Here is a 25,361-nt window from a genome sequence, read left to right as displayed (position 1 = left end):
AAACTTCCCTTTCAATACATGTTTAAAAAGGAGGATTCAGAGGGACGAGCAGCTCGAGGCGCTTATGCCAAGAGGAGCGCAGTGTAGCTTTAACTACTCGAGCACCGGACTAGCAAAGCAACGACGAGATGCGACCTCCATCTGAACCGGACTTTTTTAAACTTCCTCTCCAATACATGTTTAAAAAGGAGGATTCAGAGGGACGAGCAGCTCGAGGCGCTTATGCCAGGAGGAGCGCAGTGTAGCTTTAACTACTCGAGCACCGGACTGGCGAAGTAACGACGAGATGCGACCTCCATCTGAACCGGACTTTTTTAAACTTCCTCTCAAAAAAAGTCTAGACGGTTATAGTATAACCATCTAGACCCTATTCTTACTTCTCTTCTTTCAAGCTTAATTTTAAGTTCAGTTCTTCAAGCTGTGCTTCTGCAACTGGGCTTGGAGCTTCTGTTAATAAGCAGCTTGCGCTTGCTGTTTTCGGGAATGCAATTGTATCACGAAGGTTCGTACGGCCTGCAAGTAACATAACAAGACGGTCTAAACCTAATGCGATTCCGCCGTGTGGTGGTGTACCGTATTCGAATGCTTCTAATAAGAATCCGAATTGCTCTTGCGCTTCTTCTTGTGAGAATCCAAGTGCTTTGAACATTTTTTCTTGTACGTCACGCTCGTAAATACGAAGTGATCCGCCACCAAGCTCATAACCGTTTAATACAAGGTCATATGCTTGTGCACGTGCTTTTTCTGGTGCTGTTTCTAGTAGCTCAACATCTTCACGGAATGGCATTGTGAATGGGTGGTGAGCTGCGAAGTAACGATCTGCATCTTCATCGTACTCAAGAAGTGGCCAATCAGTTACCCATAGGAAGTTAAATTTACTTTCGTCAATTAACTCAAGCTCTTTACCTAGACGTAAACGAAGTGCGCCTAAGCTATCTGCAACAACGCTCTTCTTATCTGCTACAAATAGTAATAAGTCGCCAGCAGTAGCTTCTAATGTAGTCATTAACACGTTTGCATCTTCTTCACCGAAGAATTTCGCAATCGGTCCTTTTAGGCCGTCTTCTTCAACTTTAAGCCAAGCTAGACCTTTTGCACCGTATACTTTCACAAATTCAGTTAATGCATCGATGTCTTTACGAGAGTATTTACTTGCAGCACCTTTTGCATTAATTGCTTTTACTTGTCCGCCGCTTTCTACAGCACTTGTAAACACTTTAAATCCACAACCTGCTGCAAACTCAGATAAGTCTGTTAGTTCCATTTCAAAGCGTGTATCTGGCTTATCAGAACCGTAGCGAGCCATTGCATCAGCATATTTCATACGAGGGAATGGTGCACTAACTTCTACACCTTTTGCATCCTTCATAACTTTCGTCATCATACGCTCCATCATATCTAAAATTTCATCTTGTGTTAAGAATGAAGCTTCGATATCGATTTGCGTGAATTCTGGTTGACGATCCGCACGTAAATCTTCGTCACGGAAACAACGTGCTACTTGATAGTAACGCTCAAATCCGCCGACCATAAGAAGCTGTTTAAATAACTGTGGTGACTGTGGTAATGCATAGAATTCACCATCATGTACACGACTTGGTACTAAATAGTCACGAGCTCCTTCTGGCGTGCTTTTCGTTAAAATTGGTGTTTCGACTTCTAAAAACTCTTCTGTATCTAAGAAATTACGAATTGTTTTTGTTACGTCGTGACGCATTTTGAATGTGTTGAACATTACAGGACGACGTAAGTCTAAATAACGATATTTTAAACGCACATCTTCTGATGCATCTGTATCATCAGCAATGATAATTGGCGTTGTTTTCGCTGCATTTAGTACATTTACTTTTGTTGCTTGTACTTCAATACGACCAGTTGCCATATTGTCATTAATTGCGCCTTCACCACGTTCAACAACTGTACCTTCTACGTGTAATACGTATTCACTACGAATTGTTTCTGCTACTTCTAACGCTTCTTTTGATGTTTCTGGGTTAAATACAACTTGTACGATACCTGTGCGGTCACGTAAATCGATAAAGATTAATCCACCTAAGTCACGGCGTTTTTGTACCCAACCTTTTAATTGAACTGTTTGTCCAACAGCTTCTACTGTTACTTTTCCACATGCATGTGTTCTTTCAGCCACTGTAAGTTCCCCCTATATTAATTTCTCTGCTACGTATGAAGCAAATACATCTAACGCTACTTCTTCTTGTTCACCTGTTGCCATATCTTTTAAGTTAATGATACCTTTATCCAGCTCATCTTCTCCTAATACAGCTACAAATTTCGCCTTTAGACGATCTGCTGATTTAAATTGTGCTTTCATTTTGCGATCTAAATAATCTTTTTCAACTGACAATCCAGCTTTACGAAGATTGAACGCAACTTTTGCAGCATGGTCTTTCGCTTTTTCACCGAGCGCTACAACGTAACAATCAATGCTATGTTCAAGTGGTAATTCAATATTTTCAGCTTTTAGCGCCATAATTAAACGTTCAATACTCATTGCAAAACCGATACCTGGCATTTCTGGTCCACCGATTTCTTGTACAAGTCCGTTATAACGGCCACCACCGCTTAATGTAGTGATCGCACCGAAACCTTCTGCCTCACTCATAATTTCAAAAACAGTGTGTTGATAGTAGTCTAAACCACGTACTAAGTTCGGATCTTTTTCAAATGGAACATCCATCATCGTTAATAGTTCTTGAACTTTGTCGTAGTATACTGCTGAATCTTCGTTTAAGTATTCTGTAATAGATGGTGCTGTTCCCATTAATTCATGGTTACGGTCTTTCTTACAGTCTAAAATTCGAAGTGGGTTCTTTTCTAAGCGAGATTGACAGTCAGAGCAGAATTCGCCGATACGTGGCTCAAAGTGTGCGATTAATGCATCACGGTGTGCTTGACGGCTCGCTGCATCACCTAAACTGTTTAATACAACTTTAATATTTTTTAAGCCCATGCCGCGGTAAAATTCAACAGCAAGTGCAATTACTTCTGCATCAATTGCAGGATCATTACTGCCGATTGCTTCGATACCGAATTGTACGAATTGACGATAGCGACCTGCTTGTGGTCTTTCATAACGGAACATTTGACCGATATAGTATAATTTCGTTGGTTGTGTTGCATCACCAAACATTTTATTTTCAACGTAAGAACGTACAACAGGTGCAGTACCTTCTGGACGTAATGTTAAGCTGCGCTCTCCACGATCTTGGAATGAGTACATTTCTTTTTGTACGATATCTGTCGTATCACCAACACCACGTAAAAATAGCTCCGTGTGCTCAAAAATTGGTGTACGAATTTCTTTATAATTGTAACGACGGCAAATTTCGCGTGCTTGCCCTTCGATATACTGCCATAACTCAACAGTGCCTGGAAGAATATCTTGCGTTCCGCGTGGGATTTGAATAGACATATTCAGTTCCTCCTCAAATTGTTTTAATCTTAATAAAAATAAAAAAACTCCCGCCTCTACTGTTTAAACAGTAGGGACGAGAGTATTATACCCGTGGTGCCACCCTAATTGAAGCACGTATGCTTCCACTTTTTTAATAACGCTTAAATATGCGTTCATCCCTACTAAGCATATATGCCGTTCAAGTTGAAACCTCTAGAGTGTCATTCAATCAGTCATCATGCAGAAATGTTTTCAGCCTAAGACATTCCTTCTCTTTCCATGTGTGTCTCATTTACTCTTCTCTATCAACGGTTATATTCATATGTAAATATAAAATTACTATACGTTTGTTAAGTAGGATTGTCAAGTGCTCTAAGAACGTTCAATCTGCTTCTTTAGACGCTTTACATCTTGAAGAGAAATCCCAAACTCGGAAGCAAGCTCCATTGAAGTATTGTTTTGCTCTTTTGAAATAAAATCATGAAAATTCACGTTAAATAGTTGATTTGCACCATTTGTAACAGAATGCCCTTTTTCATTCATGCGCATACGTATATCCCTCACATTCAATATGGATGTTTTACTTTTTATTGTTCCATATTGATGAGAGAGTTATACATAACCGAAACTGCTATTGATTCCAAATAAACATTAGTATTCGATTTATAACAATAACAATAGCCAGTCCACTTGCTAGCATATGATGCTTCAAATGATATAATGCTGCAACACCTACTCCAAATACGATAATTTCTAATAATACATGTAATATACCTTTTACTTCCCATTCTGCATGTGGAGCTCCAAATAACCCCCAAATGGCAGTAACAACAATCGGAATAATAATAGCAAGTGTAATTTTTATAGCTGTTGTTGTTCCTACTCGAAACCCCCAGTATCCAACAATCCCAAGAATACATAACTCTAGCATAAAACGTAAAGCTATATTAAATTCTTGAAGCATACTACACCTTCTTTTCCTTTTATTCCCCTTCAAATTAATCGTATGATAAATGAACAAAACATACAACAATGTATAAAAAAGAGAGGATTATATAACCCTCTCTTTTTTATCAACACTATTTACTTTCTACAATTAAGGTCACCGGACCATCATTGATTAAAGAAACGTCCATCATTGCTCCGAATTTCCCTGTTTCTACATGCAATCCTTGTTTGCGAACTTCTTCATTAAAGAAATCGTATAAACGCTCTGCATAGTCAGGTTTCGCAGCATCCATAAAGTTTGGACGTCTCCCCTTGCGACAATCTCCGTATAATGTGAATTGCGAAATAGATAGAACTTGTCCTTCTACATCAAGTACAGAATGATTCATCTTTCCGCTCTCATCTTCAAAAATACGTAAGTTTGAAATTTTTTCCGCAATGTAAGTTGCATCTTTTTCTGTATCTTCGTGCGTAATGCCAACTAGTAATGTTAAACCGAACGGAATTTGTCCTACGATCTCACCGTCTACCGTGACAGACGCTTTCTTTGATCGTTGTAAAACAACTCTCATCTTTCTACACTCCCTATTAATGCATCATGCGTCGTACTGCATAAATTTCCGGAACACGTTTAATGCGTTCTACTACTTTTTTCAAATGTTGTAAGTTACGAATTGAGATTGACATATTAATTGTCGCCATCTTATTACGGTCACTTCTACCAGAAACAGCTGAAATGTACGTTTTCGTCTCTGTAACAGCTTGCAGTACTTCATTTAATAAACCACGGCGATCGTAACCTGAAATTTCAATATCAACGTTATACTCAATTTCTTTTTCAGGGCTACCTTCCCACTCTACTTCTAATAATCTTTCTACAGCTTCTTCTGTATGAACATTTACACAATCACGGCGGTGAATCGATACGCCTCGGCCTTTTGTAATATATCCAACGATATCATCGCCCGGAACTGGGTTACAGCATTTCGATAAACGGATTAATAAATTATCAGCACCGCTTACTTTTACACCAGAATCCCATTTTCGAATTTTCATCGGTTTACGAACTTCTTTAACTTCAACAATCTCTTCTTCTTCGCGTTGTTTGCGGAACTTGTCCGTTAGTCGCGTAACAATTTGCGAAGCTGTAATTCCGCTATATCCAACTGCTGCAAACATATCTTCTTCATTTGCAAAGTTAAATTTCTCAGCGACGCGTTTTAAGTTATCAGGCGCTAATACTTCTTTCATCTCATACTCTAGACCACGTACTTCCTTTTCAACAAGTTCACGGCCTTTTTCAATATTTTCGTCTCTACGTTGTTTCTTAAAGAATTGACGAATTTTATTTTTTGCATGAGATGTTTGAGCAAGTTTTACCCAATCTTGACTTGGGCCATAGGAATGTTTCGACGTTAAAATTTCAATGATGTCGCCTGTTTTTAATTTATAATCCAGCGTCACCATTTTACCGTTTACTTTTGCACCAATTGTTTTATTCCCAATTTCCGAATGGACACGATACGCGAAATCAATCGGAACCGATCCAAGTGGTAATTCCATTACATCGCCTTTCGGTGTAAAGACGAATACCATGTCAGAGAATAAATCAATTTTTAATGACTCCATAAATTCTTCTGCATTAGAAGCTTCATTTTGCCATTCTAATATTTGACGGAACCATGTGAGTTTCTTCTCTAATGTACCTGTTGTTTCTGCTGTTTTTCCTTCTTTATACGCCCAGTGTGCCGCAATCCCGAATTCTGCAATTTCGTGCATTTCTTTCGTACGAATTTGCACTTCAAGTGGGTCACCTTTCGGTCCAATTACGGTCGTATGAAGAGATTGATATAGATTTGCTTTTGGCATTGCAATATAATCTTTAAAACGACCTGGCATCGGCTTCCAGCACGTATGAATAATTCCAAGCACCGCATAACAATCTTTAATACTATTTACAACAACACGTACAGCTAATAAATCGTAAATTTCATTGAACTGCTTATTTTGCAGTGCCATTTTACGATAAATACTGTAAATATGTTTCGGTCTTCCAGAAATCTCAGGTTGAATTGCAACTTCTTTTAATTTCTCACGAATACCAGTCATTACTTCGTCTAAATATTCTTCACGTTCTGCACGTTTACGCTTCATTAAATTTACAATACGATAATATTGCTGTGGATTTAAATAGCGAAGTGACGTATCCTCTAGCTCCCATTTAATAGTACTAATTCCGAGTCTATGTGCTAAAGGTGCAAAGATTTCTAACGTTTCATTCGCTATGCGACGCTGCTTCTCTTGAGGCAAATGTTTCAATGTACGCATGTTATGAAGACGATCAGCTAGTTTAATTAAAATAACTCTAATATCTTGAGCCATTGCAATAAACATTTTGCGATGGTTTTCTGCTTGTTGTTGTTCGTGAGATTTATATTTGATTTTCCCAAGCTTTGTAACACCATCAACAAGCATAGCAATTTCTTTGTTAAATTCCCGTTCAATATCTTCTAACGTAATCTCTGTATCTTCCACTACATCATGTAAGAAACCTGCTGATACCGTAGCTGGATCCATGTGTAAATCAACTAAAATACCTGCAACTTGAATCGGATGAATAATATACGGTTCACCCGATTTTCTATATTGTTCGCTATGCGCATCACGTGCATATTCATAGGCACGTGCCACTAGCTCAATATCTTCATCCGCTAAATATTGACTTGCTTTCTCGAGTACCTGTTCAGCTGTTAGTACCTGCTCATTTGCCATCGAATCACCTTTTATTGAAAATTGACTTTATCTTTATTTAATAGAATAAATTATATTCTATCATTATAACCCAATGATTGTGAATTGTGAAAAGGAAAAGATTTTACTGACATTTCACCATGATTTTTTGTTCAATTATACAAAAGTACCCGCTCCTCTCCAAGAGATTCACGGGTACTTTTTATCACCGTAGTTTTACCTATATAGTGATTAGTATTTTTCTAATACTAATACATCGTAACCATCTAACATTTTACGACCATCTAAGTAAGTAAGCTCTACTAAGAATGCAATCCCTGCTACAACTCCGCCTAGCTCTTCAACCAACTTAATTGTCGCTTCGATTGTTCCACCTGTAGCTAATAGATCATCTGTAATTAATACGCGTTGACCTGGCTTAATTGCATCTTTATGGATTGTTAAAACATCCGTTCCATATTCTTTACCGTAATCAACTGTAATTACTTCACGTGGTAATTTTCCTAATTTACGAACTGGCGCAAATCCTACTTCTAACGCATAAGAAACTGGGCAACCGATAATGAAACCACGAGCTTCTGGTCCTACTACAACATCGATATCTCTTTCTTTTGCGTACTCAACGATTGCATCTGTTGCTGCTTTGTATGCTTTACCGTCATTCATTAAAGGTGTAATGTCTTTAAACACAATACCTTCTTTCGGATAATCCGGTACAATTGCGATATGTTGCTTGAAATCCATATTTCTGAATCCTCCTCAGATCTAAAAGGTTTGTAAATACAAATCCTTTACCCTAACTGTTCTACTTCTTTATGATTACGAATCGTTTCAAACCATGTATATAGTTGCTGATATGTGCTATAAACCAATTCTTTTTCTAATTGTAAGTGGTTCATTTTCTCACGATATGTGTTCGATTCAATTAAATCACGCTTTTGTTTTTTGTCTGCCATAAAAATGACGCCATCTTTTATTGTAACAAATTCTAACTCAAAAAACACCTGTGTCATGAAATTTACTGTATCTTTTGACCAGCCTTTATGGCGACATAGTTGTTCTCCATATTGTCTTAAAGAAAATGGTGTTTTTTGGCTTAAGAAAGAATAGTACCATTTAAAGTGTTCTCTCGTAGGAACTGTACTAAATAGATGGTTATTTTCTTGATAAAACAGCGTATAAATTCGCGCTGGGAATCCTACTTTAAATAACTCACGTAATTCATCTGTTCCGTTTGGCAAATCGAGTAACACGATGTATTGATCATCTAAATGCGTTACTTCTGACGCATGCATAAGCTTTTCTTTATAGTCCTCTAAAGAAAATTTATTCAATACCTCTTCAGAAAAATACACCATTGTTATTTTTTCTTTCGGAAGTTCTGCTAAATTTGCTTCTGCATTACGCATACTACGCCAATCAAATAGTTGCCACGCCTCTACAGCAATATCTTGTACCATTAATTGTGGCTTCTTAAAATTGTTCCATTCATTGATGGATGCTTCTCCTATTACAGATACTTTTGCAACTGGAGAGATTTCTTTCGCATATGCACCGAAACCGAATCCAATTGTATCCAGTGTTGCTTGTCCATCACGAAGAGCCATTTTTAAATGAGAGCCATCTGATCCGATTGCGCGAATACTTTCTAACTCTGCATCTTTCACTGCAATACGTGGTTTCGGATTTCCAACACCAAATGGTGCTAACTTCTGCATATCTTCAATTGCCGCTAGCGTTACATCCTCCACTTTACAAAAAACATCAACTGCTGTAATTGGAATAAAATCTTCTTCTGTTAAAATTGCATCTGCCTGTTCATTTAAGCGACGGCGTAATTCATCTACATCATTCATATGTAGCGTCATCCCAGCTGCCATCGGATGCCCTCCGAAGTGTGGCAATAACTCTCTACAATCTGATAAATTTGCAAACAAATCAAATCCTGCAATACTACGCGCTGAGCCTTTTGCTGTTTCTTTTATAGGATCAATGCATAATACAATAGTCGGACGATAAAAACGTTCAACTAATTTAGAAGCGACAATCCCAATTACACCTGGATTCCAACCTTCTTTTGCAAGTACTAATACTTTGTTTTCTTCTGGCGGAAAGTTATTTTCAACTTCAGCGATAGCCTCTTCGGTAATTTGCTTTACAATATCTTTTCGCAGTTTGTTCAGCTCATCAATTTCTTCGGCCAACTCTTTCGCTTCCTCAGGATCATCTGATAATAAAAGGTGTACAGCCGGCGTTGCATCTTCTAAACGCCCGACCGCATTAATACGCGGTGCAATTGAGAAGCCAATACTCTCTTCTGTAATTTCACTTTGCGAAACGTTAGCAACTTTAAACAATGCCTTCAAACCAATATTTTTCGTCATACGCATATGTTTTAAACCGCGTTTCACTAGCAACCTATTTTCACCATGAAGTGAAACTAAATCGGCTACTGTACCGATTACTGCAATCTCTAATAAATGTTCTGGTACACGGCCTAATAGTGCATGCGCAACTTTAAACGCAACACCTACACCAGCTAAATAGTGAAACGGATATAGGCCACCTTCTAATTTCGGATGTATAATCGCAAGTGCTTCTGGCAATTCTGGCGGTGGCTCATGGTGATCTGTAATAATTAGATCTATTCCAAGCTCCTTTGCTACATTCGCTTCATGTACTGCTGCGATGCCAGTGTCAACAGTAATAATCAGTGAGAACCCTGCGCTATGCGCCCAACGAAACGCTTCTTCGTTCGGTCCATACCCTTCTGTAAAACGATTTGGAATGTAAAATTCTACTTCTGCACCTAATTCTTGAAGAGCAAGATATAAAACCGTCGTACTACTTACTCCGTCCGCATCGTAATCACCAAATATTAATATTTGCTCTCCATTTTGAATCGCCTTATTTACACGTTCTACCGTTCTATCCATTCCTTCTAATAAAAATGGATCATGAAATTCTTGATTTTCTGTATTTAAAAAATCTAAAATCTTATCTTCTGTATCTAGTCCTCTACCGAGGAATAATGAAACGACAAGTGGCGATAACTGTAATTTACTTGCTAATTCACTCACTCGCTCGTCATTATATTCTTTTTCTTTCCAACGCGTCTTCGGTTGTAACACGAAATCACCCCTTAACCTGTTTATTATACAAGACAGATTAAGGGGTGACAATATAATGCAAACTACGATGCAATATCTATATACAAAAATGTTAATGATGTTTAATTTGGAGAATACGGATTTATATGTACGAATACATTTTGTACATTCTCTTGTTTCATAAGTATTTCTTTCACATGTTTTCCAATGCGGTGTCCTTCTTCTACAGTAATGTATGGATCTACAGACACTTTAATATCGACAATAACATAATGACCATGCTCCCGTGCATATAAAGAACCAATTTTTTTCACACCATCTACTTGAAGAACTGCTTCTCTAAGCGGAATAACATCCTCCTCATGAAGAACATGGTCAAGCGTTGCATGAATTGCTTCCGCTCCAATGCTCCATGCCATTTTTACAACAAGAAGTGAAACAGCTAATCCTGCAATCGGATCAGCGTATACAAGCCAGTCTATACCAAGCTTACCACCGATTATAGCTGCACAAATACCGATTAAAGCTGCAATTGAAGAAAATACATCCGAACGGTGCTCATATGCATTTGCAATAATTGCATCACTATTTACCCTCTTCCCTAATCGGAATTTATATTGGAACATTCCTTCTTTCACGATAATCGAAAGAACAACAGCAAAAATCGTAATTCCTTTCGGTGGTTCTAGTTCCTGCGAAAAAGCTTTTATAGACGAAATCGCTATCTCGAGTCCCACAATAAATAATAATACCGCAACAATAATCGCTGAAATCGATTCCGCTTTACCATGACCATACGGATGATCTTCATCAGGTGGCTGCTTTGCCGCTCGCAATCCAAAAAGTACAGCTAGCGAACCAATTACATCTGATGCAGAATGCACCGCATCTGCTAACAGTGCTTTACTGTTCCCAATATAACCAATTACCGCCTTTACAATTGCTAATATAATATTACCAACGATCCCGACAATAGCACCAAACTCGGCCTGTTTAAAACGTTCATCTTTTTCCATAATTAAAATCCCTTCTTTTCTTAACCTATCTTTTTATTTTAACAAAAACAGCGATAACACCACCACTTTCTTCCATCTTCTTCCCATCAAAAAGTTGCTATCTTATTGTATCCACAAACGAAAAAAGAGATGCCTCATAAAGAGACATCATCTTTTCTATACTTGCGGTTCAGATTCTACTTTCTCAACCTTCTTCTTGTTTTTACCTCTTTTCAAACGACGGTTTTCAAGCATTAACCAAATTTGAGAGGCAACGAAAACAGAAGAGTACGTACCTACAATTAATCCAACAAGCAACGCAAACGAGAAGTTACGTAGTGACTCACTACCGAAGATAAGCAGTGCAATTACTGGGAGTAACACTGTTAATACGGTGTTAATCGAACGACCAAGCGTTTGGCGAATACTTGCATTTACGATTTCTTCTAGGTCTTTTATATCGCGCACTCGTTTTTTCTGTTTGTATAATTCACGGTTTCTATCAAATGTAACAATCGAGTCATTAATAGAATAACCGATGATTGTTAGTACTGCAGCGATAAACGTTAAGTCTACCTCCAATTGGAAAATGCTAAACATAACAACCATAACGAATGCGTCATGTAGTAACGCAAGCACTGCAGATAACGCATACGTAAATCGGAATCGAATACTTACGTATAAAATGATAACTGCAGAAGCAATTAGTACAGCGATAAATGCATTTCGTGCAATCTCTTTACCGATTGTCGGTGAAACTGTACTTATGTTTGGATCCGTACCATATTTATCATGGAAGAATGTTTTTGTTTTCGCAATTTCATCTTTTGATAAAACACCTAATGTACGAACTGCGAAACCTTTATTGTCATCCCCAGTCGGTACAATATTTTCTTCCTTCACATCAATGTTCAACTCTTTAAAATCTTTATGAACATCAGCCACAGTAACTGCTTGTTTTGATTGCAAGTCCATACGTGTACCACTTGCAAAGTCAATACCAAGATTCAACTTGAAAATTGGCAGGATAATTGCACCTGCAATTACAACTACAATTGAGAAGATAAGGAATTTATGACCGATATTTACGAAGTTAATACGATCAAATTTCGTTGGTGGATGTACTACACCTTTTGTTAAAGGAATAATATCCTTTTGTTTCACACCAAAATATCCTGGTTTTTTATCGAAGTAACGGCTCTTTACAAGTAAACCTAGTAAGAAACGAGTACCGAATACGTTCGTAATGAAACCGACTAAAATACTTACAATTAAACTTGTTGCAAACCCTTGAACTGAGCTTGTACCATATACAAATAACACACCTGCAGCTGCAAGAGTCGTAACGTTCGCATCTAGAATTGTTGCTAATGAACGATGGTTACCAGCTCGGAATGCTGACATCATGGACTTACCAATTTTCAGCTCTTCTTTCAATCTCTCGTACGTAATAATATTCGCATCAACTGCGATACCTACCCCGAGCACTAACGCCGCAATACCTGGCAACGTAAGAACTGCATGCATCCAGTTAAAGACAAGTAATGTAACGAAAATGTATAGACCTAACATAATTACAGCTACAAGCCCTGGTAAACGGTAATACACAAGCATAAATAAGAAAATAAGAGCGATACCAATCGCACTAGCGAAAATTGTTTGATCTAATGCTTGTTGACCAAATTTCGCTCCAACAGATGTTGAATACATTTCTTTTAAATCAACAGGAAGTGCACCTGCATTTAATAAAGATGAAAGTTGTTTCGCACTTTCAACTGTGAAGTTTCCACCTACGATAGATACTTCAGCTTGGTTAAATACTTGGCTTACTGTTGCTGCTGATAAGAACTTCGGATTCGGTTTTGCAGATTCTGCTTTATATGAATCTTTTCCTTCTTCAAAGTCCAGCCAAATCACCATTAAATTCGTTGGTGGTGGCATTTTTGAAATTTTTTCAGTTACTTCACGGAATTTTTCAGCGCTTTTTAGTGTAAGACCTACGCTCGCACGGCCTTGCTCATCAAATGTTTGCTTCGCTCCGCCGCCTTTTAAATCCGTTCCATCCATAAGAAGGTTATCATCCACATCACGGAATGTTAATTTCGCTTGTGTTGATAACATTTCACGTGCTTTTTGCTGATCTTGTACACCAGCAAGCTGTACACGAATTCGATCTTGCCCTTCGATTTGAATGTTCGGCTCACTTACACCGAGAACATTGACACGATTTTCAAGAGCACCTACTGTACTTACAAGTACGTCTCGATCGATTTTATCACCTTTTTTGGCTGGTTTTACTTCATACAGAATTTCAAAACCACCGCGAAGGTCTAGTCCTAGACTAATTCCTTTTGCTATGTCTTTTCCCGCCGCACCAATTACTCCACCGATTAATAAGACGATGAGGAAAAAGGCGGCAATTCTCGTACCACGCTTTGCCATATGTACCCTCTTTCTGCTACTAACACTTTAAATAAATCTCTTACGATTCACTTTTATACGTGTGCATACGCCTAGTTAGTAGACTTCCTTTCTATAATTTTTGCTAGTTCATCACTAGCTGTATAGGTAAGCTTTTACACTACCTAGACTTTCATCATTTATTTTCCTCTTCACTACCTCCTTTATATATAATCTTAGACATAATTATTTCCTCTTTATCAATACATATCATTATACTGCAAAAGGAAGAACAAACCAATTGCAGTCGGTTATTTATTTTCGTACTCATCAAATGACCAAAGTGGCGCTTGGTACGCTTCAACAGTTAAATATGTCATATACTCATTAGCACTTACTCTTAATACATCATTTACCAATTCATATAATCTAACATCACTGTCTATCTTTTTCCACTTTTTCACTTTGAGAAACTTCCAAATATCATCATCTGTCACTCGGTCGTAACCGAACATGTGAAACTCTTCTACTTTACTTTCTAAAACGACTTGTAACTGTCCGCGGTATGATTCTACCAAAGCCTCTTTATCTAACATCTATAACATCTCCTTCTTATTTCAGCACGAAAAAGTCGCTTTAATCCCGCTCTAATGGACAGCAATAACTACTTTCAAGAGCGCTATCATAGTTCACTCTCTTAAATGCTTGTCATTCTTGTCTCGTACGTGCATATAAATTATTGTAAATCATTCCATTGATTTTGAGAAGGTAGGAGAAGAACATGACGAGACAAAGCTTTTTAAAAGGCGCATTTATTTTAATGATAGCCGGATTTATTACAAAAATACTCGGTTTCATCAATCGTATAGTAATGGCACGTATTTTAGGTGAAGAAGGCGTTGGTCTTTATATGATGGCCGTTCCTACATTCATTTTAGCAATTACATTAACACAAATCGGTCTTCCTGTCGCAATCGCAAAATTTGTAGCAGAAGCGGAAGCTGTGAACGATAAACAAAGAGTTAAAAAAATATTAACTGTATCACTAGCTGTTACATCCGTTATTAGTATCATATTAACAATCGGAATTATGTTCCTCACACCTATTTTAGCAAAAACATTATTAACCGACGAAAGAACATACTATCCATTAATAGCCATTTTGCCCGTCGTTCCTGTTATTGCCATTTCTTCTGTTTTGCGCGGTTACTTTCAAGGGAAACAAAATATGAAACCTAGCGCTTATGCACAAGTTCTAGAACAAGTTGTCCGCATTACCATTATCGCTATATGCATTCAATTATTTTTACCTTACGGCGTAGAATATGCTGCAGCCGGTGCTATGTTATCAGCTGTTCTCGGTGAAGTTGCATCCTTATTATTTTTACTCACGTTATTTCAGCGCGAAAAACATTTATCAATACGCTCTGGATTTTTCACTACTGTAAAGGAGAGCAAAGGAACATTTTATTCCCTTATGGATATAGCTCTTCCCACTACAGGAAGTCGTTTAATCGGCTCCGTTTCATATTTTTTTGAACCTATTGTCGTTATGCAAAGCTTAGCAATCGCTGGTGTCGCTGCTTCTGTTGCAACCCAGCAATACGGCATGTTAAACGGTTATGCATTCCCGCTCCTATCACTACCCGCCTTTATTACATACGCTCTTTCTACAGCGCTCGTCCCTTCTATTAGTGAAGCGATGGCAAAAAGACAACATAAATTAGTGGAGCACCGCTTACAACAAGCACTTCGAATTTCATTAATTACCGGGGGATGGTCTGTCGTTATATTATATGTATTCGCTTCTCCTGTTTTAACTCTTATGTACGGATCAGACAGCGCAACAGCATTCATTCAACTTCTTGCACCTTGCTTTTTATTTCATTATTTCCAAAGTCCACTGACCTCTGTTTTGCAAGCTTTAAACTTAGCAAGAGCTGCAATGATGAATACATTTATTGGCGCCACCGTGAAATTAATTGTTATTTTTGTACTAGCCTCAAGGCCAGAATTTCAAATGATGGGAGTTGCTCTCGCTATCGCTGCAAATATTGTAACAGTAACATTTCTTCACTACGCTACTGTTTTAAAAAAGATTACATTTACCATTTACGCAAAAGACTATATTTTCGGCGGACTTGCCATCGGTATCGCAGGCGCCTTCGGTTTTTATATTCATAAATATATTATTTTCTCTCATTCCCTCGGCATACAAACATTATGGGAAATCACTTTAACAACAATTGTTTATATCGTACTTCTCTTCACCTTCAAACTCATTCGAAAAGAAGAGTTAAGTCGTCTCCCTATCATTCGTAAACTTTCATTTTTGAAATAAGTTGAAACTTTAATCAGTGGGGTAATCTCCACTGATTATTAGTTAAACTAATCATTCTTACTCTTTCAAAGAATAAATCTCTAATTTTCTTTTACATCAACAAAAAATTTTCCGTTTTGAAAACTACAGTATAAAATTTGTGTCACATCGTTATAACCTAAGTTTTTTAATTTCTCAATAAGCCATTCATCTGTATGTTCAATCATTTGTAAATGACTAGATTGAATTTCTCCATCAATAATAAGAGGAAGAGTAAACTGCAATACATCCTGTTTATTTTTTTGTTTTTGAAAGACAGATAACTTCCCAGACGGTTCCAAAATAGCATATTCTACATCCCGAATATCTCCAACTCCTTGCTCCCTTAATTGCATCATTAAATCATCTATATTATAACGTTGCTTTCTCATCTTCTTTTCATCAATCTTCCCCGCGTTTACAAGAATAGCCGGCTCACCTTCTATTAAATGCCGAAAGCGTTGATACTTTAGGGAAATGACTGACAAAATAATTTGGATGCACATAAGAAAAGTCATCGGAATTAATTGATGCCAAAGTGATTTATCGGTATTTTCAATTGCTACTACAGCCATTTCTCCAAGCATAATAAATACGACTAAATCTAATACACTTAGCTCTCCTATCTCACGTTTACCCATAAGACGAAAAATAATTAAGATGATGGTATACAAAAGCATTGTCCGTCCAATTATTGATATCCATTCCATTTCTACATCTCCTTTTTTACGTATAGACTCCCCTATAAAAAAGAAACTAGTCTAACTTAGACAAAAGGAAAATATGCTTGTATTAAAAAGGGGGAATGTATAAATGGATGGAACGAAAAAATTATCCACTGCAATCGGATTCGGTATTACTACACTATTAATTCTCGCATCTCTTACTAGCATGATTATGGCTCTTTTATTAAAGTTTACGAATATAAACGAAGGGACATTAGCCGTTACTATTTTTATACTCGCTCTTTTATCTATGCTTATGTCTGGTTTTATTGCTGGCAACAAAGCACAGGGGAAAGGGTGGCTAGTAGGTCTCACAACAGGTCTCACGTTCACTATACTCGTTTTTCTAGTTAACTATTTAGGCTTTTCTCAAACTTTATCGAACTCACAATTACTTTATCAATTAGCATTAATGGGGGCGAGTACACTCGGTGGTATTTTCGGTGTAAATATGTCAAAGCAAAGTAACTAAAAAAGGCCCTGCACATTTCATGCAGGGCCTTCCACATTAGTTTTTCACAACTTCACGAATCGCATTGCGATCGAAAGTTAAGTGTGAACCACCAGATTTAATAACAATTTTCGTGTCATCTACTGATTCGATTGTACCGTGTAAGCCACCAATTGTTATGATAGCATCACCTTTTGCTAATTCGTTTTGCATTTGAGCAACTGCTTTTTGACGCTTTTGTTGCGGGCGAATTAATAAGAAATAGAAAATCGCAAACATCGCAACAATCATAACGATATTCATCATACCTGCATTCATCTTTTGTTCCTCCTTTTAAATTATGTATTAGAAGTTTTTAGCATTCGGTTTATTAAAGCCATACTGTTCAAAGAATTCTTCGCGGAAATCGCCAAGACGGTCTTCACGAATAGCTTGTCTCACCTGCTCCATTAAGTTTAACAGAAAATGAAGGTTGTGATAAGACGTTAAACGAATTCCGAACGTTTCATCACATTTCATTAAGTGACGAATGTACGCACGAGAGTAATTTTTACATGTATAGCAATCACAATTTGGATCAAGCGGACCGAAGTCTCTTGCAAATTTCGCATTTTTTACAACTAGACGACCTTCACTTGTCATACATGTACCATTTCGAGCGATACGAGTTGGAAGTACGCAGTCAAACATATCAATACCACGAATTGCACCATCGATTAATGAGTCAGGAGAACCTACTCCCATTAAGTAACGTGGCTTATTATCTGGAAGAAGTGGTGTTGTAAACTCAAGTACACGGTTCATAATATCTTTCGGCTCACCTACAGATAAACCACCTACAGCGTAACCAGGGAAGTCCATTGAAACAAGGTCTTTTGCACTTTGACGACGAAGCTCTTCGTACTCCCCGCCCTGTACAATACCGAATAAACCTTGATCTTGTGGACGTTCATGCGCTTTTAAGCAACGTTCTGCCCAACGGCTTGTACGTTCTACAGACTTCTTCATATATTCAAAAGTAGCTGGGAATGGTGGACACTCATCAAATGCCATCATAATATCTGAACCTAATGCATTTTGAATTTCCATCGCTTTTTCTGGTGATAAGAATAATTTATCTCCATTTAAGTGGTTACGGAAGTGAACGCCTTCCTCTTCAATACGACGGAAGTCACTTAAACTGAATACTTGGAAACCACCAGAATCTGTTAAGATTGCACGATCCCAGTTCATAAATTTATGCAAGCCGCCTGCTTCACGAATAATTTCATGACCTGGACGTAGCCATAAATGATACGTATTACTTAAAATAATGCCAGAATCCATTGCTTTTAATTCTTCTGGTGACATTGTCTTAACTGTCGCAAGTGTACCAACTGGCATAAATGTTGGTGTATCAAATGAACCGTGCGGTGTATGCACACGACCTAAACGGGCACCCGTTTGTTTACATGTCTTAATAAATTCATAACGAATTGCTGTCATAACTTACTCCTTTTATTTGTTTCTCATTTTAGCGTGAGATGCAACGAACATTGCATCACCGAAGCTAAAGAAACGATATTTTTCTTTTACTGCTTCATTGTAAGCATGAAGTACATTATCTCTATTTGCAAATGCACTTACAAGCATGATTAATGTTGATTTCGGCAAGTGGAAGTTTGTAATTAAACCATCAATTGCTTTAAATTCATATCCCGGATACATGAAAATATCTGTCCATCCAGAAGCGGCGCAAAGCTTACCGTTATGATCTGTTGCAATTGTTTCTAACGTACGAGTTGATGTCGTACCTACAGTAATAATACGTCCACCATTCTCTTTTACACGATTTAATAATGCCGCTGTCTCTTCAGACATATGGTAATATTCTGCGTGCATATGGTGTTCTTCAATCGTATCTGCAGAAACTGGTCTAAATGTTCCAAGTCCTACGTGAAGTGTAATGAATGCTAACTGAACGCCTTTTTGCTTTAACTTCTCAAGTAACTCTTCTGTAAAGTGAAGTCCCGCAGTCGGCGCTGCTGCTGAACCAATTTCTTTCGCATATACTGTTTGATAGCGATCGCGATCTTCTAGCGTCTCTTTAATATATGGAGGAAGTGGCATTTCCCCAAGTTCATCTAAAATTTCATAGAAGATGCCGTCATATGAAAATTCAAGCTGACGTCCACCTTGATCTGCAGTTCCTGTGCAAGTTGCTTTTAATTTTCCTTCGCCAAAAGAGATAACAGTTCCTTCTTTTACACGTTTCGCTGGCTTTACAAGCGTTTCCCACTTATCGCCCTCTTCTTGTTTTAAAAGAAGTACTTCAATGTGTGCGCCTGTATCTTCTTTCACACCATGCAAACGAGCAGGCATAACTTTCGTTTCATTTAAAACTAAACAATCCCCCTCATGTAAGTAGGAAAGAATGTCCGTAAAATGTTTATGCTCAATATCACCTGTTTCACGGTCTAACACCATTAATCTTGATGTTTCACGATCTTCTAACGGGACTTGTGCAATAAGTTCTTCTGGTAAATGAAAATCAAACAGATTTATATCCATAGCTATATCCACCTATTTCTTATTTGAATCGATTTATTATATACATAATAAAAGATAATACAATACTTAACACAATACATGTAATGATAGGAAAATAAAAGGTAACGTTTCCTTTTTTAACAAAAATATCGCCTGGAAGCCTTCCAATGAACTTCCAAGCTAATCCAACAACAATGAGTAAGATCCCCGCTGTAATAAGCAGCTTTGGCATCTCCGTCATACTTTTGGTATCTCCATTCCGAAATGTTCATACGCAAGCGGCGTTACAATTCGGCCCCTTGGCGTTCGTTGTAAAAAGCCAATTTGTAATAAATACGGCTCATACACATCTTCAATCGTATGAGATTCTTCTCCAATTGTTGCTGAAACCGTTTCTAATCCAACTGGACCACCACGGAATTTCTCAATAATACCAAGCAGTAATTTATGATCAATATGATCTAAACCTAATTTATCTACTTGCAGTAGCTCTAATGCCATTTGTGTAATTTCCATCGTAACCGTTCCGTTACCACGAACTTGCGCGAAATCACGTACACGTCTTAAAAGACGATTTGCAATACGAGGTGTACCACGAGCACGCCTTGCAATTTCTAGTGCAGCTAACGAATCAATTTCAACTTCGAATACTTCTGCTGTACGTTCAACAATCGCAGAAAGCTGATCTACTGTGTAATACTCTAACCTTGAAAGTACACCGAATCGGTCACGAAGCGGCGCTGATAATGCTCCGGCGCGTGTCGTTGCTCCAACTAATGTAAATGGCGGTAAATCTAGGCGTACAGAACGTGCTGAAGGCCCTTTTCCAATTACGATATCAAGGCAAAAGTCTTCCATTGCAGGATACAATACTTCTTCAATTGATCTATGCAAACGATGAATTTCATCAATAAATAATACATCTCCTGGCTGAAGCGCTGTTAATACAGCAGCTAAATCTCCTGGTCTTTCAATTGCCGGACCTGAAGTTGTTCTAACATTAACGCCCATTTCATTAGCAATAATATTCGCAAGCGTCGTTTTACCAAGACCTGGTGGTCCATATAAAAGCACATGATCTAACGTTTCTTCACGCATTTTCGCCGCTTCAATAAATACTTCTAAATTATGTTTCGCTTTATCTTGGCCAATATACTGACGGAGCGTCTGTGGCCGTAATGAATATTCTAAATCCGAATCTTCATATGCAGATTCCCCTGAAAGGAGACGTTCGTCCATTATACTCACCTCTTACCATTTAGTAAAAGACTAAGTGCCTTTTTAATATACTGATCCGTCGTTAATGATTCTTTTAATAACTCTGGTACAACGCGAGAAACTTCGCGTTCTGCGTATCCAAGTGCACGCAGAGCTTCCAGTGCCTCATCAAGCTCAGCTGATGAACCTTTCTTCTCATCAAAACGTTCTGTGTCTGAGAATAAATCAACAAATGCATCTGGTACGACATCTGCTAGTTTTCCTTTTAAATCTAAAATCATTTGGCGTGCTGTTTTCTTTCCGACGCCTGGGAATTTCACTAAAAACTTCTCATCTTCATGCTCAATCGCTTGAACGACCTGTCCTGTTTGACCAGAAGCTAAAATTGCAAGAGCGCCTTTTGGCCCAATGCCAGACACGCCTAACAACTTTGTAAATAATAAACGCTCTTCACGTGTTTTAAACCCGTAAAGTGCCATAATATCTTCTCTCACATAATGATATGTATAGACACGGATTTCTTGCTTACTTCTTTGAAATACATACGGATTCGGTGTGAAAATTTGATAACCAATTCCATTATGATCAATTACGACATATTCCGGCCCTACATACTCCACGTAACCTGTAACATATTCAAACAAAATACGATCTCTCCCTCTTAAATCATGTATTCCATTTTAACATATTTAATGATAGAAAAGCGAGACTGCCCCAACAAATGTTCTCCACTTGAAACTTCTGTTATTTTCCATTGACAGAAAGGTTAAAGCACCTTAATATACAGAGGTCGATAATGATTATCAATACTAATTAAAGGGGTTACATCAGGATGAAACGTAAGCTATTTATTTTATTTACTATTATGCTTGTTGTTCTTTCTATCGTTGGCTGCTCTTCTCAAAAAGAAGAATCGAAAGCAAAAGAACAACCGAAAACAAAAGTTGTAAAACATGCTAAAGGTGAAGCAACAATTCCAGTAAATCCAAAGAGAATTGTTGACTTATCTGGATCAACAGAAGAACTATTACTTCTTGGACACAAACCTGTTGGTACAGCAAATACATATAAAGATAAAATCCAAAATCACTTAACAGATAAGTTAGATGGAGTAAAAGCAGTAGGTTGGTACTGGGCACCTAAAGTTGATTTAGAAGCTGTTACTGCTTTAAAACCAGACTTAATTATTTTAAACAACCGTCAATTAAAAATTTATGATCAACTAGAAAAGGTTGCACCTACAGTTGTTCTAGAAACAAACTTAGAAGACTGGCGTGGTAAATTTAAAGAAGTAGGTAAGCTATTTGGCGAAGAGAAGAAAGCAGACAAATGGATTGCAGACTACGATAAGAAAGCAGACTCTTTATCTAAAAAAATTAAAGAGAAAACAAAAGATGAGAACTTTATGTTCGTTGCAGTTACACCACAAAACTTCCGCGTATACGGCAGCTTCGGATACGGTGACGTCATCTTTAATGACTTAAAACTTCCAGCAACAAAAGGTACAGATTTAAAACAAACAATGGCGCAAGTATCGCTAGAAGGTCTTGTTGCATTCCAACCTGATCAAATGTTTATTGTAAACTTTGGCGGCGAAGCTGATAAAGTTTACGAAGACTACAAAAACAGTGCCGTTTGGAAAGACAATAAAGCTGTGAAAAACAATCATGTATATGAAGTATCAAACGAAATCTTCAATACGAAAGCATTCAATCCAATCGGAAAAGATATGCTAATCGATGAAATCGCAAAAGAAATTTTAGCTAAGAATAAGTAAAAAAAAGCAGCTCACCATGAGCTGCTTTTTTTCTTATTTTGCACTGCGTATTGCTTCATTTTTTCAATCGTTCTCACAAAACCTTCTTTTGATTTAATCCGAATACCACGCTTCAATTTCGCACGCTCATAACTCTCAAGCTTTTTCATATCAATTTGGAAGAAGGAGTGAATCGCATTATCACTTTTCGGTACACCTTTGAAAATTTGTAATATCCCTTCCTCTGACACGCCAAAATAACCGCTCGTTTTCAATAACGGAGAAATATCATCAACTTTCTTTTGCAATACAATTTGTACATCATCACGATCAACGAGCTGCCATTCTTTATACTGCTGTAAAAACTTTTCTAAATCCACCACTTTTTCTGTAAGTATTTCCTCACTTACTTCTCCATCAACATACATACGCTCTAATAAAATTGTAACTTCGGGTTCTTTTTTCGTTACTTCTGGTACTGGCCCTTCCGCCTTCACATTCGTTTCATAAACGAAACAAAACATCATAACGAAAGCTTGCACCGCAATCAGTATCCATTTCATTTCCGTTCACCTCTTCTAGGCAAAATCAAACTTTCATTAGTAGTTTTTCCGGAAATGGGGGTTTTATCCATATTACATTTCTTTCGAAAAAATAAAAAATGCAGATAGGCATTTACCTCATCTGCATGTATCATTTACTTTTATATAAAATGAAAGACGCCTGCAAAGCAGGCGTCTTGATGCGTTTACGGCGAGAGACCAGGCGACCACATTCGCGTGTTTAGCACTTAAGCATATCTCTCGTCTTACGTAAATTAGCTCATCGCTTTGTTAATATAACATTAATAAAGTATAAGTGCAACATGTTTATAAAAATATCTTATTTCCTCTTTCATCCAAATTATTTTATGTAAATTATAAATTGATAATTTTAATATATATTACAATAGATATAAAAGCGAAATCATAATAAGTAGGGGATGAATATTGTGAAAAAATAAAGGATGAACGTCTCATTCTTCAAACGTTAAAAAACATACGTATGGCCTTTCTTTTTCAATACATTGGGGTAGTTGGGATTTTAGGCTATATCGGATTCACTGAAGGAATTGATCAAATTACAAAATCTCCATTATGGCTATTATTTATGCTTACGAGTATTTTACTTGCTTATTTACAGTTAAGTGTTTCAATCGATGTAGAAGAAGGCGAAAAGGAAATAAAATTAACCCCTTATTACAAGCTTGTTTTACGCTCTCTTCTTATTGGAATTATTATTACTATTATTTATCTCATTTTCATTCCTGAAAGACCTCTATTTGAAGCTATTCTAACAGGTAGTGTTTTCCTCATATGCTTTTTAGTTTCTTACTCCGTTAGTTATTTTATTAAAAAACGTCGTTTACAAGACAACGATGAATGAAGAGGAAGGGCTATCCCTTCCTCTTTTGTTTTGCTATCGCATAGTACCAGTTAAACCGTAACGAATGTCTCGGAACATATTTCCTATATCACGATTAAAATCGTTTGTAACTGTACCGTTACGTAGGCGTGTGCTCATTGCATCGACACGAGTAAACATATCATTTCTTACAGAAACATAGACATTTCTGTTTCCAACTTCATTTACAACAGCTTGACGAATTTCGTTCGCCATCGCCGTTTCATTTGTCACTGTATTACGCGGTTTTACCGCAATCGCCACATCGTTTCCATATACAACTGTAGACACACGGTCCACGTTATTCATACGTTTCACACGATTTGTAATTTTTTCTGCTGTTTTACCATCATTGTTAATGTATGAATTGTTCATTGTAATATTACGTGTTGGATGTGGATTAGCAATTTGACCGTTGTAATTTACATCTCGGTAATAATTGTTATATCCTGTATCGTTACGACCATTTCTATATGTTACATAATCTGTATAGCGATCATTACGCGTTACATTATCACGATACTGGTGTGTATCATTATAAGATGTACGCTCGTAATTGTAGTTACGTCCATCCATTGCATTGTTATCTTTTGGTGTACCACATGCAGCTAATGCACTGGTAACTAACAAAGAAGCAGCAATCACTTTTACTTTCGTATTCAATACAAAAACCCCCTCTGTTAGAATGAGCTTCTCTTCTGAAAAGCTCCCTCTTATGATGAGTAACAGAGAGGGTTTTTACACTGTTAATATTTCACTGGGAATTTTCTAGCACTTCATAAAAACCCTTCATTTCCTTAATTAACACGCATGCAAAAAAGGCGGGAATACTCCCGCCTTTTTAAACTTCTTCTTCGTCCTCTTCTTCTGAAATGGGCTCTCCAAATACATTTGGTGGATCTGGTTGATAATACATCGTTCCTGGCTGTGGTGCATATGCAGATTGAGTTGGTTGATAATATAAAGGATTCGCATATTGCGGACCGCCTGGTTGTGGACTATATAGTCTACTTTCTCCTCCGCATCCACAATCTTCCTCACCCTGCACAAGCGGCGGCATATTATTATCCATTGGCATCATATTCGTGTTTGGCATAGACGTATATTGCGGTCCAAACGGCGCTCCTTGCTGATATGGCATTTGATATGGATTTGGTTGTTGATAATATGGATTCGGCGGCATCATAGGCTGTTGATACGGCATTTGATATGGCATCATATTCGGTGGTTGATTGTTATCCATGATTGGCATCATATTCGG

Annotated in this window: 24 protein-coding genes, 1 pseudogene and 1 other annotated feature; of the genes and pseudogenes, 4 read left to right on the top strand and 21 right to left on the bottom strand. The window is 37.5% G+C overall.

Annotated features, from left to right (window positions below; all coding sequences use genetic code 11):
• Positions 1-373 precede the first annotated feature (373 nt).
• From aspS to MR167_RS21740, 11 genes are all read right to left on the bottom strand, one after another.
• Positions 374-2,149 (bottom strand): aspartate--tRNA ligase, encoded by a 1,776-nt coding sequence (gene aspS, locus MR167_RS21790; RefSeq protein WP_000840901.1) that lies wholly within the window; start codon positions 2,147-2,149, stop codon positions 374-376.
• Positions 2,150-2,161: 12 nt separating this feature from the next.
• On the bottom strand, positions 2,162-3,433 hold the full coding sequence (hisS, locus tag MR167_RS21785; protein WP_000027086.1) for a histidine--tRNA ligase: 1,272 nt from the start codon (positions 3,431-3,433) through the stop codon (positions 2,162-2,164).
• 69 nt (positions 3,434-3,502) lie between these two features.
• Positions 3,503-3,733: a binding site (T-box leader), on the bottom strand.
• 54 nt (positions 3,734-3,787) lie between these two features.
• Positions 3,788-3,964 (bottom strand): hypothetical protein, encoded by a 177-nt coding sequence (locus tag MR167_RS21780; RefSeq protein WP_001242605.1) that lies wholly within the window; start codon positions 3,962-3,964, stop codon positions 3,788-3,790.
• Between the two features lie 82 nt (positions 3,965-4,046).
• Positions 4,047-4,379 carry a YrdB family protein gene (locus tag MR167_RS21775; protein ID WP_000938751.1) on the bottom strand — a complete coding sequence of 111 codons (333 nt, stop codon included), beginning with the start codon at positions 4,377-4,379 and terminating at the stop codon, positions 4,047-4,049.
• Between the two features lie 115 nt (positions 4,380-4,494).
• Positions 4,495-4,935: a D-tyrosyl-tRNA(Tyr) deacylase gene (locus MR167_RS21770; protein WP_001266969.1), complete on the bottom strand. Its 441-nt coding sequence runs from the start codon at positions 4,933-4,935 to the stop codon at positions 4,495-4,497.
• A 16-nt stretch (positions 4,936-4,951) separates the two neighbouring features.
• Positions 4,952-7,135 carry a GTP diphosphokinase gene (relA, locus tag MR167_RS21765; RefSeq protein WP_001262795.1) on the bottom strand — a complete coding sequence of 728 codons (2,184 nt, stop codon included), beginning with the start codon at positions 7,133-7,135 and terminating at the stop codon, positions 4,952-4,954.
• A 210-nt stretch (positions 7,136-7,345) separates the two neighbouring features.
• Positions 7,346-7,858 carry an adenine phosphoribosyltransferase gene (locus tag MR167_RS21760; protein ID WP_000346217.1) on the bottom strand — a complete coding sequence of 171 codons (513 nt, stop codon included), beginning with the start codon at positions 7,856-7,858 and terminating at the stop codon, positions 7,346-7,348.
• Positions 7,859-7,905: 47 nt separating this feature from the next.
• Positions 7,906-10,245, bottom strand: coding sequence for a single-stranded-DNA-specific exonuclease RecJ (gene recJ, locus MR167_RS21755; protein WP_000941232.1), 2,340 nt, complete (start codon positions 10,243-10,245; stop codon positions 7,906-7,908).
• Positions 10,246-10,346: 101 nt separating this feature from the next.
• Positions 10,347-11,240, bottom strand: coding sequence for a cation diffusion facilitator family transporter (locus tag MR167_RS21750; protein WP_000409738.1), 894 nt, complete (start codon positions 11,238-11,240; stop codon positions 10,347-10,349).
• Positions 11,241-11,396: 156 nt separating this feature from the next.
• Entirely contained in the window at positions 11,397-13,661 is a 2,265-nt protein-coding gene (gene secDF / locus MR167_RS21745) for a protein translocase subunit SecDF (protein WP_001119077.1), read from the bottom strand.
• 269 nt (positions 13,662-13,930) lie between these two features.
• Positions 13,931-14,215: a post-transcriptional regulator gene (locus tag MR167_RS21740; RefSeq protein ID WP_000884549.1), complete on the bottom strand. Its 285-nt coding sequence runs from the start codon at positions 14,213-14,215 to the stop codon at positions 13,931-13,933.
• A 185-nt stretch (positions 14,216-14,400) separates the two neighbouring features.
• Between MR167_RS21740 and spoVB the strand changes: the two genes are divergently transcribed.
• Positions 14,401-15,960: a stage V sporulation protein B gene (gene spoVB / locus MR167_RS21735; protein WP_000198293.1), complete on the top strand. Its 1,560-nt coding sequence runs from the start codon at positions 14,401-14,403 to the stop codon at positions 15,958-15,960.
• 80 nt (positions 15,961-16,040) lie between these two features.
• Here the strand turns inward: spoVB and MR167_RS21730 are convergent, their stop codons facing one another.
• Complete coding sequence (locus tag MR167_RS21730; RefSeq protein WP_000454822.1) at positions 16,041-16,688, bottom strand: DUF421 domain-containing protein; 648 nt, start codon at positions 16,686-16,688, stop codon at positions 16,041-16,043.
• 103 nt (positions 16,689-16,791) lie between these two features.
• Between MR167_RS21730 and MR167_RS21725 the strand changes: the two genes are divergently transcribed.
• Positions 16,792-17,175, top strand: coding sequence for a TIGR04086 family membrane protein (locus MR167_RS21725; RefSeq protein WP_000349145.1), 384 nt, complete (start codon positions 16,792-16,794; stop codon positions 17,173-17,175).
• Between the two features lie 36 nt (positions 17,176-17,211).
• On the opposite strand, the gene yajC is transcribed toward MR167_RS21725, so the two are convergent.
• From yajC to ruvA, 6 genes are read right to left on the bottom strand one after another with little or no spacing between them, the layout of a single operon-like run.
• Complete coding sequence (yajC, locus tag MR167_RS21720) at positions 17,212-17,472, bottom strand: preprotein translocase subunit YajC (RefSeq protein ID WP_000991113.1); 261 nt, start codon at positions 17,470-17,472, stop codon at positions 17,212-17,214.
• Positions 17,473-17,499: 27 nt separating this feature from the next.
• Positions 17,500-18,639, bottom strand: a complete 1,140-nt coding sequence (gene tgt / locus MR167_RS21715; protein WP_000125365.1) for a tRNA guanosine(34) transglycosylase Tgt — start codon at positions 18,637-18,639, stop codon at positions 17,500-17,502.
• 12 nt (positions 18,640-18,651) lie between these two features.
• On the bottom strand, positions 18,652-19,704 hold the full coding sequence (queA, locus tag MR167_RS21710) for a tRNA preQ1(34) S-adenosylmethionine ribosyltransferase-isomerase QueA (protein ID WP_000354016.1): 1,053 nt from the start codon (positions 19,702-19,704) through the stop codon (positions 18,652-18,654).
• A gap of 19 nt (positions 19,705-19,723) precedes the next feature.
• Entirely contained in the window at positions 19,724-19,924 is a 201-nt protein-coding gene (locus MR167_RS21705) for a DUF2905 domain-containing protein (protein ID WP_000138162.1), read from the bottom strand.
• The gene (ruvB, locus tag MR167_RS21700; protein ID WP_000344464.1) at positions 19,921-20,922 is read right to left on the bottom strand and encodes a Holliday junction branch migration DNA helicase RuvB; all 1,002 of its coding nucleotides are present in this window, start codon (positions 20,920-20,922) and stop codon (positions 19,921-19,923) included. The genes MR167_RS21705 and ruvB overlap by 4 nt, the downstream gene beginning before the upstream one ends.
• A gap of 5 nt (positions 20,923-20,927) precedes the next feature.
• The gene (gene ruvA / locus MR167_RS21695; RefSeq protein WP_000464511.1) at positions 20,928-21,545 is read right to left on the bottom strand and encodes a Holliday junction DNA helicase RuvA; all 618 of its coding nucleotides are present in this window, start codon (positions 21,543-21,545) and stop codon (positions 20,928-20,930) included.
• A 188-nt stretch (positions 21,546-21,733) separates the two neighbouring features.
• Here ruvA and MR167_RS21690 point away from each other — a divergent pair, with 188 nt between their 5' ends.
• Positions 21,734-22,678 (top strand): iron-hydroxamate ABC transporter substrate-binding protein, encoded by a 945-nt coding sequence (locus tag MR167_RS21690; RefSeq protein ID WP_098829255.1) that lies wholly within the window; start codon positions 21,734-21,736, stop codon positions 22,676-22,678.
• An 11-nt stretch (positions 22,679-22,689) separates the two neighbouring features.
• Here MR167_RS21690 and MR167_RS21685 read toward each other — a convergent pair whose 3' ends face one another.
• Entirely contained in the window at positions 22,690-23,220 is a 531-nt protein-coding gene (locus tag MR167_RS21685) for a BofC C-terminal domain-containing protein (protein WP_000871202.1), read from the bottom strand.
• Between the two features lie 481 nt (positions 23,221-23,701).
• Between MR167_RS21685 and MR167_RS21680 the strand changes: the two genes are divergently transcribed.
• Positions 23,702-24,082 carry a hypothetical protein gene (locus MR167_RS21680; protein ID WP_000874882.1) on the top strand — a complete coding sequence of 127 codons (381 nt, stop codon included), beginning with the start codon at positions 23,702-23,704 and terminating at the stop codon, positions 24,080-24,082.
• Between the two features lie 33 nt (positions 24,083-24,115).
• On the opposite strand, the gene MR167_RS21675 is transcribed toward MR167_RS21680, so the two are convergent.
• Complete coding sequence (locus tag MR167_RS21675; RefSeq protein WP_001093530.1) at positions 24,116-24,763, bottom strand: YhcN/YlaJ family sporulation lipoprotein; 648 nt, start codon at positions 24,761-24,763, stop codon at positions 24,116-24,118.
• 178 nt (positions 24,764-24,941) lie between these two features.
• Positions 24,942-25,361 (bottom strand): annotated as a pseudogene (locus MR167_RS21670) (peptigoglycan-binding protein LysM); the annotation flags it as partial.

The organism is Bacillus cereus group sp. BfR-BA-01355 (assembly GCF_022663675.1).
Taxonomy (GTDB): Bacteria; Bacillota; Bacilli; order Bacillales; family Bacillaceae_G; genus Bacillus_A; species Bacillus_A thuringiensis_S.
This window is presented reverse-complemented; position numbering and strand designations above follow the sequence as displayed.

What these genes read in the sequence shown, in the direction of transcription:
- yajC (WP_000991113.1), bottom strand. Translation starts at nt 17,472, where the DNA reads ATGAATGCAGGTATGATGAATATCGTTATGATTGTTGCGATGTTTGCG.
- MR167_RS21760 (WP_000346217.1), bottom strand. Translation starts at nt 7,858, where the DNA reads ATGGATTTCAAGCAACATATCGCAATTGTACCGGATTATCCGAAAGAA.
- MR167_RS21685 (WP_000871202.1), bottom strand. Translation starts at nt 23,220, where the DNA reads ATGAAATGGATACTGATTGCGGTGCAAGCTTTCGTTATGATGTTTTGT.
- MR167_RS21690 (WP_098829255.1), top strand. Translation starts at nt 21,734, where the DNA reads ATGAAACGTAAGCTATTTATTTTATTTACTATTATGCTTGTTGTTCTT.
- queA (WP_000354016.1), bottom strand. Translation starts at nt 19,704, where the DNA reads ATGGATATAAATCTGTTTGATTTTCATTTACCAGAAGAACTTATTGCA.
- MR167_RS21775 (WP_000938751.1), bottom strand. Translation starts at nt 4,379, where the DNA reads ATGCTTCAAGAATTTAATATAGCTTTACGTTTTATGCTAGAGTTATGT.
- relA (WP_001262795.1), bottom strand. Translation starts at nt 7,135, where the DNA reads ATGGCAAATGAGCAGGTACTAACAGCTGAACAGGTACTCGAGAAAGCA.
- hisS (WP_000027086.1), bottom strand. Translation starts at nt 3,433, where the DNA reads ATGTCTATTCAAATCCCACGCGGAACGCAAGATATTCTTCCAGGCACT.
- MR167_RS21750 (WP_000409738.1), bottom strand. Translation starts at nt 11,240, where the DNA reads ATGGAAAAAGATGAACGTTTTAAACAGGCCGAGTTTGGTGCTATTGTC.
- ruvB (WP_000344464.1), bottom strand. Translation starts at nt 20,922, where the DNA reads ATGGACGAACGTCTCCTTTCAGGGGAATCTGCATATGAAGATTCGGAT.
- MR167_RS21740 (WP_000884549.1), bottom strand. Translation starts at nt 14,215, where the DNA reads ATGTTAGATAAAGAGGCTTTGGTAGAATCATACCGCGGACAGTTACAA.
- MR167_RS21725 (WP_000349145.1), top strand. Translation starts at nt 16,792, where the DNA reads ATGGATGGAACGAAAAAATTATCCACTGCAATCGGATTCGGTATTACT.
- MR167_RS21770 (WP_001266969.1), bottom strand. Translation starts at nt 4,935, where the DNA reads ATGAGAGTTGTTTTACAACGATCAAAGAAAGCGTCTGTCACGGTAGAC.
- tgt (WP_000125365.1), bottom strand. Translation starts at nt 18,639, where the DNA reads ATGACAGCAATTCGTTATGAATTTATTAAGACATGTAAACAAACGGGT.
- MR167_RS21705 (WP_000138162.1), bottom strand. Translation starts at nt 19,924, where the DNA reads ATGACGGAGATGCCAAAGCTGCTTATTACAGCGGGGATCTTACTCATT.
- spoVB (WP_000198293.1), top strand. Translation starts at nt 14,401, where the DNA reads ATGACGAGACAAAGCTTTTTAAAAGGCGCATTTATTTTAATGATAGCC.
- MR167_RS21730 (WP_000454822.1), bottom strand. Translation starts at nt 16,688, where the DNA reads ATGGAATGGATATCAATAATTGGACGGACAATGCTTTTGTATACCATC.
- MR167_RS21780 (WP_001242605.1), bottom strand. Translation starts at nt 3,964, where the DNA reads ATGCGCATGAATGAAAAAGGGCATTCTGTTACAAATGGTGCAAATCAA.
- secDF (WP_001119077.1), bottom strand. Translation starts at nt 13,661, where the DNA reads ATGGCAAAGCGTGGTACGAGAATTGCCGCCTTTTTCCTCATCGTCTTA.
- MR167_RS21680 (WP_000874882.1), top strand. Translation starts at nt 23,702, where the DNA reads ATGGCCTTTCTTTTTCAATACATTGGGGTAGTTGGGATTTTAGGCTAT.